The organism is Paenibacillus sp. P4_A7, from assembly GCF_056402455.1.
In genome coordinates this window covers 1-8,327 of the sequence record NZ_JBFUHJ010000230.1, presented here as the reverse complement: position 1 = coordinate 8,327, position 8,327 = coordinate 1, and the positions used below count along the sequence as shown (strand labels likewise).

Sequence of the window (8,327 nt, the reverse complement as noted above, 5' to 3'; positions counted from 1 at the left end):
TCTTTTCCTGGCTCTAAAATACCTTCTGAGCTTCCGCCTCTAAATTGCATTTTTCGGAATAGCGTATTCTGTTGTATCTCCATCAACGAAGCCAGTTTATCATATGGTCTTACTGTCACTTCCAAACCATATGAGTGATGTCCAGGATAATCGAATGTTCCAAAAATTCGTTGTGACCCAGTATTTTTGATTCTGAAGTCGTATCGTAGTATATGTTCAGATTTAATGACCGTTGTTTCTACATTTGTCAAAACAAGCTCACCTTTCTTTACAAATCCCATATTAAAGAAAAGTGATAAGCACATCAGTAATACAACTGATACTTTTTTCATAATTCCCTCCCTTGAACAAGCAGTTCGTTTATTTCCTGCGCTCGTTCTCAAGATAAGATAACCAAACTGTGGTAAATATACTCTTTATTCCACTATCCTGCCCGTTAGCTTAACAAAAAAAGGGAGCAGCTGCCGCAGCAAACTACTCCTTGATTGTTCAACTATCGTTCCCCGTTACTTCAACAAACGCTGCTTATTTCTTTATAATGGGTATCCATATTTCGCTTTTAAATTGCGGCGATGCTACATCTTTGTGCTCATTCCAGAGCATTTCCGGCCCTTCGCTTAGCTCATATTCCGCGGACGGAAACCATTCGGAATAAATGCGTCCCCAGATCTCTTGAAGTGCACTCGGAAAAGGCCGACGACTGTGAATACAGCCCATGTAGAGGCTTGCACCTCCAGCTGGGCGAAGCCATCTCCATCTTTCGTTGTGGCCGCCCCGATGTAATGATCGAGCTCTCCTTTCTCCTCAATCCGCCCTTCACTGAAATTCGTGGAAGCACTGATTAGTCCTGAAGGTTGAACATTCGAAAAGCCCTTAATCTTATCAATCATTTCTGGGGTGAGTCCTTCAAACATCGACGCAATCTCCGGATACACCCCTTGAAATACTATTGGCACTCTTTTTTTGATCCCCACGATGCGAATAGCCTCTTTGTCTTCAATTCGGTAGTTCATTTCACTTCCTACTTTGATAGTCAGTTGAAACGTCATCCGCAGGAAGGCTTTGAGGGACTGTCCATGGATCCGGGCTTCCAAGGGAGTAATCCCATGCATGCTTTGGAAAGCCCTAGTAAAGGAATCCGGCGAGGTATATCCGTATTTCATCGCAGCATCGATGATCTTGATGTCACTGTGGCTTAGCTCGAGTGCTGCCAAAGTTAGGCGTCTTCGGCGGATGTATTCCGACAGAGTAATGCCTGCAAGGAATGAGAACATCCGTGTAAAATGATATTCTGAACAGCAGGCAATTTTCGCTGCCTCCTGATAGTCCACACGATCAGTAAGATTCTCCTCAATATAGCTTAAAGCTTTGTTCAGTTGCGCCAGCATATCCATAATATCGCCTCCCCTCGTTACTCAAAGCATAGCAGAGAAGGTAATTCCCTTCCCGACATTTAGTGCACAATCCTGTAGGGTCTTTCTCAGCTCAGTGAACAGAAGACAAGTCTGGTAGGATTGCCGTGTGCTCCTTTGTTGTCTCTTTGAAGTTGGCTAGCAAATCCGTAGGATTGGGCACACGGAAAACTTACTGTAGAGTAACAGAAAAAACAATGAGCAGCTGCCGCGGCAGACTACTCATTGTTTTTTCACTAACGTTACCCGTTAACTTAATGTTTGACGACTAATGCTCGCAGACCGCCTGACTCCTCTTCTCCAAAATGAATCGAACGGACCGAGGGGCGCGAGAGTGACCCACAGCGTGAATGAGGTATTAGGTGAAGTAACCTGTTACGTGAGCTACAAAACAAATAAGAAAAGAGTTGAAGGCTTGAAGAACCATCAACTCTTAAATAAGTTATGCAGTTCTTTCCATTTGACTGATTGCTTTATGAATTACATCTTTGTATTCTCCGGTAACATTAGCGATTATATGCTTTAATACTATTTCTAATGTATTTCCTGYGTTCAACAACACATCATCAGGGGGGAGTTCGATGCCGTGTACTACCTCATTCCTAAGTCTCCTGATACTTTGGATTTCATATAGTGTTGTTTGGTCAAATATACCCATCGATTCCAAGTGCCGAAAATTAAAAACAGGTCTTCGTTCAATTGCGGTACTTGTACCAATACTCGTGATATTTGAAATTTCCCGCAATGTTGACTCAAATATAATCCATCGCGATAAAAAGAACCCGAGGGCTGCTTTAGTATCAGATAGAAACGAAACTTTATCAACCTTTATACTGTATGGATTTCTAGAGCCAGTCTCTTTTTTTGCTTTATTATAGAATTTGTAGAATTCTTCGTTTCCAAGTAATATTCTATCTACTAATTGATCTACGACCGGTCTACGATCAGTGTCGGGGTCTAATCCGCTTGTATAGAGCGACAATTTCTTAGGGTCGTCTAATTCAACATATTGCAGAAATTTATATAAAACATCTGCTCTTCCCAATATAGGTTCATAGTTATCCCTCTTTATATAATTTCTCATGGAGTCATATAGATAAGACGACAACTCATAATGATTGTTAAATTTCTTTCCCGTTTCCGTTATACGATTTTTTGCTGCTTTTTGTAACCTTTCTAAAGCAATTTCTCCAGCGAGAACAAGTCCGTTTAGTTCATCTAGTATCTGATATTCTTCTTCAGAAAGCTCACCACTTAAAGGTTTATAAACTAGATCATGTTCAACTTCGGCCCATGCATGCATTAGTACAGATGCCACTTGAATTTCAACAATGGCATCTGTATATCTCTTGGTTGTTTCTGTTAGGAGTTCGGATTTAAGGGAAACGCGATAATGATAAGCCCAATATCCTGAAAAACGCTTAGAATATGATGGAATAGCTCCACCAGGAAATTCCTTTTTACTATGAACTAAGAAATTATTTGTAATAAATTTATCTATTTCCTCTCTATCACCTGGAAAGTATATTGCAATGCGAACACCTGCTAAATCAACAATGTCCTTATAAATTGAATCTACTGACTTATATTGTTTCTCAATAATTCTTTTCTCCAATTTTTCTTTAAGTCTATCTGGCCTTTTAGCTCTATGCGTTACAATTGCTCGAATACCACTGCCTTCCAATACATTTTCACATTGAGAAGCACATATTTGTGCTAAGTTTAAATGAAAGTCATATTCTCTTGAATAGCTTTTTAAGAATTTTTCTATAACACTCAATAGAGCAACCTCCAAAATTATACAAATAATTACTTCTATATATTATCATTTCTAAACATATTTTGATATATATGTAGAACTCTGCGTCCTATTTATTGAATTTCTCATGCCACTCTTTATTACGCATAATTGCCCGTTAGTTCAATGAAATGAGCAGGCAACCGAAGTGCCTGCTCGTCCATATCTTTTATCAAACTTCGTTATCCATCTTATATTCGAATCTCATTCTATTAGACGCGTGATAAGGTAAGGTGTCCAAATATTATCCTTTCGACTAACTAAAAATTTCAGTAGTTCAATTTCACTTTGGTTAAATCGTATTTTGGAGATCTCATTAAACTCGATGTTCATAGCCCTCAAAACCTTTGTATATAAAGAAAAAGTAATTTGATTTGGATTTTTCATATTACTAATATAATTTACAATTTTTCTTTCTTCAGCTCTTTTTAGGTATATATATAAATCTGTATTATCTTTAATTAACTTAACTATAGTTAAAGCTATCAACATAAAATTATCTAATTCTAGCCCATTCGGCAATAAGCACCCATTATTTGCAATGTACTCCCAATCTCTAAATATTCTCATCAAACCCTCAGACAAGAATGCTACTTTATTATCTTCATTGTCACGCAGAAAAAGATGATTCCCACAATTAAAGCATCTTGCTTCCGTCATTCCAAACTAGATGTATGGCTGACGTTGTTCACAAATGTAACAGTCATCAATCAAATTACACAAATGTATTTCACAACAACTAATTTCCTTTATTTGCCACAATAGTTTGTAATGAGTCTCTTCCTCAATACAAACCTGACAGAATCTACGATGCTTTCGGTCAAATATTTTCATAAAATCTTTCATATGAGAAACACTTTGATTACCTCCATAAAAATTATCAAAAAAACAGGAAAATGACATACGGTTACTTTCGAAATCTGACAGTCCAGTAATTCTATTTATTTCATATATGTTCGTGATTTTACGATAATTTATATCTAAGTTCGCAACAATCGACATACTTATGTTAGCATAATACGAATTAATCAATTTCCAAACGTCTAAAAATCTAATATAATTAGCATCAGATAATCTAGCTAAAAAACTAGTCATTGCCTCTCCATTTATTGGCTTAATTCTAATTGTACATCTCATACTATCATCCTTTAATAGCAATTCGCTCTCATTCTACTCCATTATCATTTTCTTCACGTCTTCTTCCGTTACATCTCCCACAATGTTTAAATACGCCTCTTGAAGTCTCGAAACAAAATTGATTTCGTTTGTATTTTCATCAAAATCCTCATCGAAAACACCATTAAGGTCGAACGTCTCTTGAATGATTGGTGTGATATAGCCAACCAAACCACAACTTGCCATGTGCAGTGTTTGCGGTAGCATCGTTTCAGGATCATCCAGACCAATAACTATTGGAGGATTCAGTTGTAGTTCAACTTGTCTTAAAAATAATAAAAATTCCTCATCACATTGAGAAAATCTCTCTAATCTAGTAGGCGGGTATCTACGGAAATGTTGTGAATCCAATTTCCTCAATACTTCAATAGCTGGTGTTCCGGCACAGATCACTGCTATACCGGTATTTGCGATATGTTTAATGGCACTCATAGCTTCTTTATGAGTCACTGATCTTGAAGTTAGAATGAAATCCATCTCATCCAGGATCACCATCTCCACTCTTTGTTTCTCTAGTAGAGCAAATGCTTGTCGCTTTACTGCTCCTATGGTTGGTCTACCTGTTATTTGTGGAGCACCTAAACTGCTAATAATGCTTTGATACAACTCCATGATTGTAAAAGGGTCTGGTAAACTAACATATATTACAGGCATTATGTCAATTTCTGTCCCGTCCTTTTCAGTAATCGTGAACCCAGCATTTTTMTCAACGTATCTTTTTAACATTTGTGTTTTTCCAACACCAGATAAACCTGTAATGAATCTATGTCTTGGTGAATTCGTTCTATTTTTGAACTGATAATGCCTACGAATGGAATCAAGGGACCGCCAAATTTTCTCAACCCTTGGATGGTCGATATGAAGATTCGCTACTCTTTCAGCAAATGAGGATATATTCTTAATTTGAGATTCTGCTTCAACTAATACATTCATACTATCTATTACCTTTCGAATCAAGTTGTCCAAACAGATCCTTTAGCGTCATTACTGAATTTTTATCTTTAGGTGTAGAGGGGGGTTGAGCTATATTGACCGTTACATCCATGTTCATTCGTGCAGCCTGCTCCCGACTACGCCTTCTTGATTTATACTTTTTCTGTATTCTATCTCTGAGTAAAAGAATACCCTTATTAATATCTTTACTGCCGGGAATCTTGTTTGCAGCTACTTCTCCTGACTCTTTGAGTATCTCAAGAATACGTCGATAAGTGTATCGATTCATACCAGCCAAATTATCCAGATAATCTTGATATGCTAACAATTCTATATATTCTCCCGTCTCAGGTAGTTGTAAGTAGAGCCGGGATATATCATCTGAATCATATTTAATTTTATATTTAAAATCTCTAGGTTGAACCAATGATTTATGATCATGACTTCTGTAAATAAGATTTTCGTGACGAACTCCATCCCTTCGATAAGGTTTCATTATGATTGGAAGCAGTTCCATTCTATATTTATCCTCATCCTCTGGATCTACCCATTCGGGAAAGCCTACCATCTCAATACCAGCATAATACCTCGCTGATGGTGTTGGGAATTGTATAGGAAGCCCCTTATGTACTGAATGATGGTAAACATCAGTAATATAAACGGTTAATAACTCCTGAATGTCCTCTAAAGTAAGTACAGCTTCTTTTTCCGAATCATATTCCCCTTTAGCTATGACACTACCCTTGCGGGTTCCGTGTAAACGATGAATCAACTCAGAATTAATCGTTCCAAATAAGCGCTCTATGGTTCCGCCATATCGTGGTGTCTTAACGGGACGAAATTGAACTTGTGATTGGAGGGTTTCATTAATCATCCTTTTGACCGCTGCATTTTTAAACTCGGGCCCATTATCAAAATAGATGATCGTAGGAATACCATATATATCCCATTCATTTATTGTGTTGTATTTACGTTTAGCATTTTTAAAAAATATACCTTGCATTAGTGCTCTTCTTACTTTCTCAGCAGAAGGTGGCTCAAACGTAACTTCCATACACCACACCATTCTACTGAATACACAAATGCCAAGTGTAATATAAGGACGACCTATCACATATCCAGTTCTTTCATCAATAATGTCAATATCTAATTCGGTATGATCTACCTCAACAATATGAAGTGGATACTTAGCTTCTCTGTTGGAAAATCCACGCTCAATTTGGGTGAATTCCTCGTCACCACTCTTTCCTAGACGCATTCGAGCTTGTACTTCTGGGCTAATTCGTTTCAATATTTTATAAACCGTAATATAACTTGGAGCCTTAATACCATCAAGTAGGCACCTTCCTTCAATAGTTTCAAAAACCGATACAGCAGATGGTTTTTTTAATGTCAGATATTGATTTTCTATTACATCCTTCACGATAACTGCGCAGTCTTCTGCTAATTGAACTCTTATGTAATCTAGAACTAAATCTCTTTTCCTCGGGTGACACAATTCCAATATAAAATAATCCTTACGCATAAGATTTTGCTTCACTGTTTTTGGAATAAGTGCTGTTAGACCTTCATTAGGGAGGTTTGATTCCTCAGAACGGTATGCGGAAAGTCTTCTTTTAATTGTCCGCTTCGAAACTCCATATACTGCGCAGATTCGTTCAATCAATTCCTCTTGTAATAAATTCTTGAAATTATCCATTTGAAGAAATGGCTTATACTTTAAAGTCAATTCCTCCGCGGCTCTTACATTACCAGCTTTTGCTCCTTCTAATAACAAAAGGGGCCGAATTATTTCAAATCGCGCACTTACAATCGCCCTTTGTTTTTCATTTAGCTTATCAAGCTGCGAAATGTGATTTTTATCCTTTTCTTTTATGCTCTTTCTAACTATTGTACTAAGAGAAAAAAATGTATCATTTGAGATCAACTCAATATAATCGAATTCGTCTTCTTTATCTGACCCAGCCTTAATAGCATATACATTTGGAGGAGAGATCGCCGTTATGCGGTACTTTCTACCTTCAAGTTGAAAATCCATCTCTACTTTTAATTTATGGAGCTTCATATTGATTCTCCTCTGGAAAGTACTCAGAAATTTGTAACATTATATTCCCTGGATGTATTGTAGTTCTTTCGTTGATGACACCATTCAAATCACACTTTAATTCTCCAATGGCAATAAGGTAATATACAATAGGAAGCACAGCTCTATGATCTACTTTCGAAGAGAACCCCAACGCCAATTCTAATATTGTTGTCTCGCTGATATATTTAAGCTTATCCCTCAACTCACTTAACCATCTTGAGTAGTTTTGTCTTTTTTTTAGAAAACCAAAAAGTATTGTAATGTTTGACTGGATATTATGAGGAATCTCTTTTGGATATATCACCTCATAACCCCAATTAGCTTTCTCCGCAGTTTTATAACAATGTATGTTACATCGTTCAAAAGTCTTTGTCTTCTCCTCAGGTGAATTTTTTATTTGATATAACATTGGAACATTACCTTGTCTAAAAACTAAAACATCAGGTACGTGATACCATGTTTTTCTTTGCCCTTGTTTGTCAATCTGCGGTATTTCAATTTGTATGGGCTGTACATAATAACGAATTACTTTTTTGTCCAATTCCAAAAGATAATAAAAAAGACGTTCTGCAAGTGAGTGATACTCCACATCAAAGCCTAATTTAACACTTCTGAATGATCCAATAATATGTGGCCTTTGCCAACTTATTCTGTTATCTACCCGTCTCTTAGGCTCATATAATTTATCTTCATCTGTCCATGAATGTTTAAGCCAGTCCACATTTACCACCCCATAGGCATTTTTTAACTTCCAACCAGATTACCAACATAATTCTTGATAGTCAACACAAAAACTAAAGAAATTCTTGTATATTAGTTAGTATATATATATGTGTTATAATCCTGTATAGAGTATTTTTTATAGAAAGTTGGTGTACAGATAATGTTACTTGGAGAAAAAATCTTACTTGGAGAAAAAATC

The 8,327-nt window shown here is 36.7% G+C and carries 7 protein-coding genes and 1 pseudogene; all 8 read right to left on the bottom strand.

Features of this window, described 5'->3' with window-relative positions; genetic code table 11:
• A partial coding sequence (locus tag AC1DWN_RS21660) for a hypothetical protein (protein ID WP_477560976.1) occupies nt 1-332 on the bottom strand: 332 nt, incomplete at its 3' end.
• Nucleotides 333-525: 193 nt separating this feature from the next.
• Nucleotides 526-1,394, bottom strand: a pseudogene (locus tag AC1DWN_RS21655) (AraC family transcriptional regulator).
• Between the two features lie 460 nt (nt 1,395-1,854).
• Nucleotides 1,855-3,192, bottom strand: a complete 1,338-nt coding sequence (locus tag AC1DWN_RS21650) for a GTP pyrophosphokinase (protein ID WP_477560975.1) — start codon at nt 3,190-3,192, stop codon at nt 1,855-1,857.
• A gap of 222 nt (nt 3,193-3,414) precedes the next feature.
• Nucleotides 3,415-3,870, bottom strand: a complete 456-nt coding sequence (locus AC1DWN_RS21645) for a hypothetical protein (protein ID WP_477560974.1) — start codon at nt 3,868-3,870, stop codon at nt 3,415-3,417.
• A gap of 6 nt (nt 3,871-3,876) precedes the next feature.
• Nucleotides 3,877-4,347 carry a TniQ family protein gene (locus AC1DWN_RS21640; protein ID WP_477560973.1) on the bottom strand — a complete coding sequence of 157 codons (471 nt, stop codon included), beginning with the start codon at nt 4,345-4,347 and terminating at the stop codon, nt 3,877-3,879.
• A gap of 33 nt (nt 4,348-4,380) precedes the next feature.
• Nucleotides 4,381-5,319 carry a TniB family NTP-binding protein gene (locus AC1DWN_RS21635; protein ID WP_477560972.1) on the bottom strand — a complete coding sequence of 313 codons (939 nt, stop codon included), beginning with the start codon at nt 5,317-5,319 and terminating at the stop codon, nt 4,381-4,383.
• A gap of 1 nt (nt 5,320) precedes the next feature.
• Nucleotides 5,321-7,384: a transposase family protein gene (locus tag AC1DWN_RS21630; protein ID WP_477560971.1), complete on the bottom strand. Its 2,064-nt coding sequence runs from the start codon at nt 7,382-7,384 to the stop codon at nt 5,321-5,323.
• Nucleotides 7,371-8,126, bottom strand: a complete 756-nt coding sequence (locus AC1DWN_RS21625) for a PDDEXK family nuclease (RefSeq protein ID WP_477560970.1) — start codon at nt 8,124-8,126, stop codon at nt 7,371-7,373. Before AC1DWN_RS21625 ends, AC1DWN_RS21630 begins: the two co-directional genes overlap by 14 nt.
• Between the last annotated feature and the right edge of the window lie 201 nt (nt 8,127-8,327).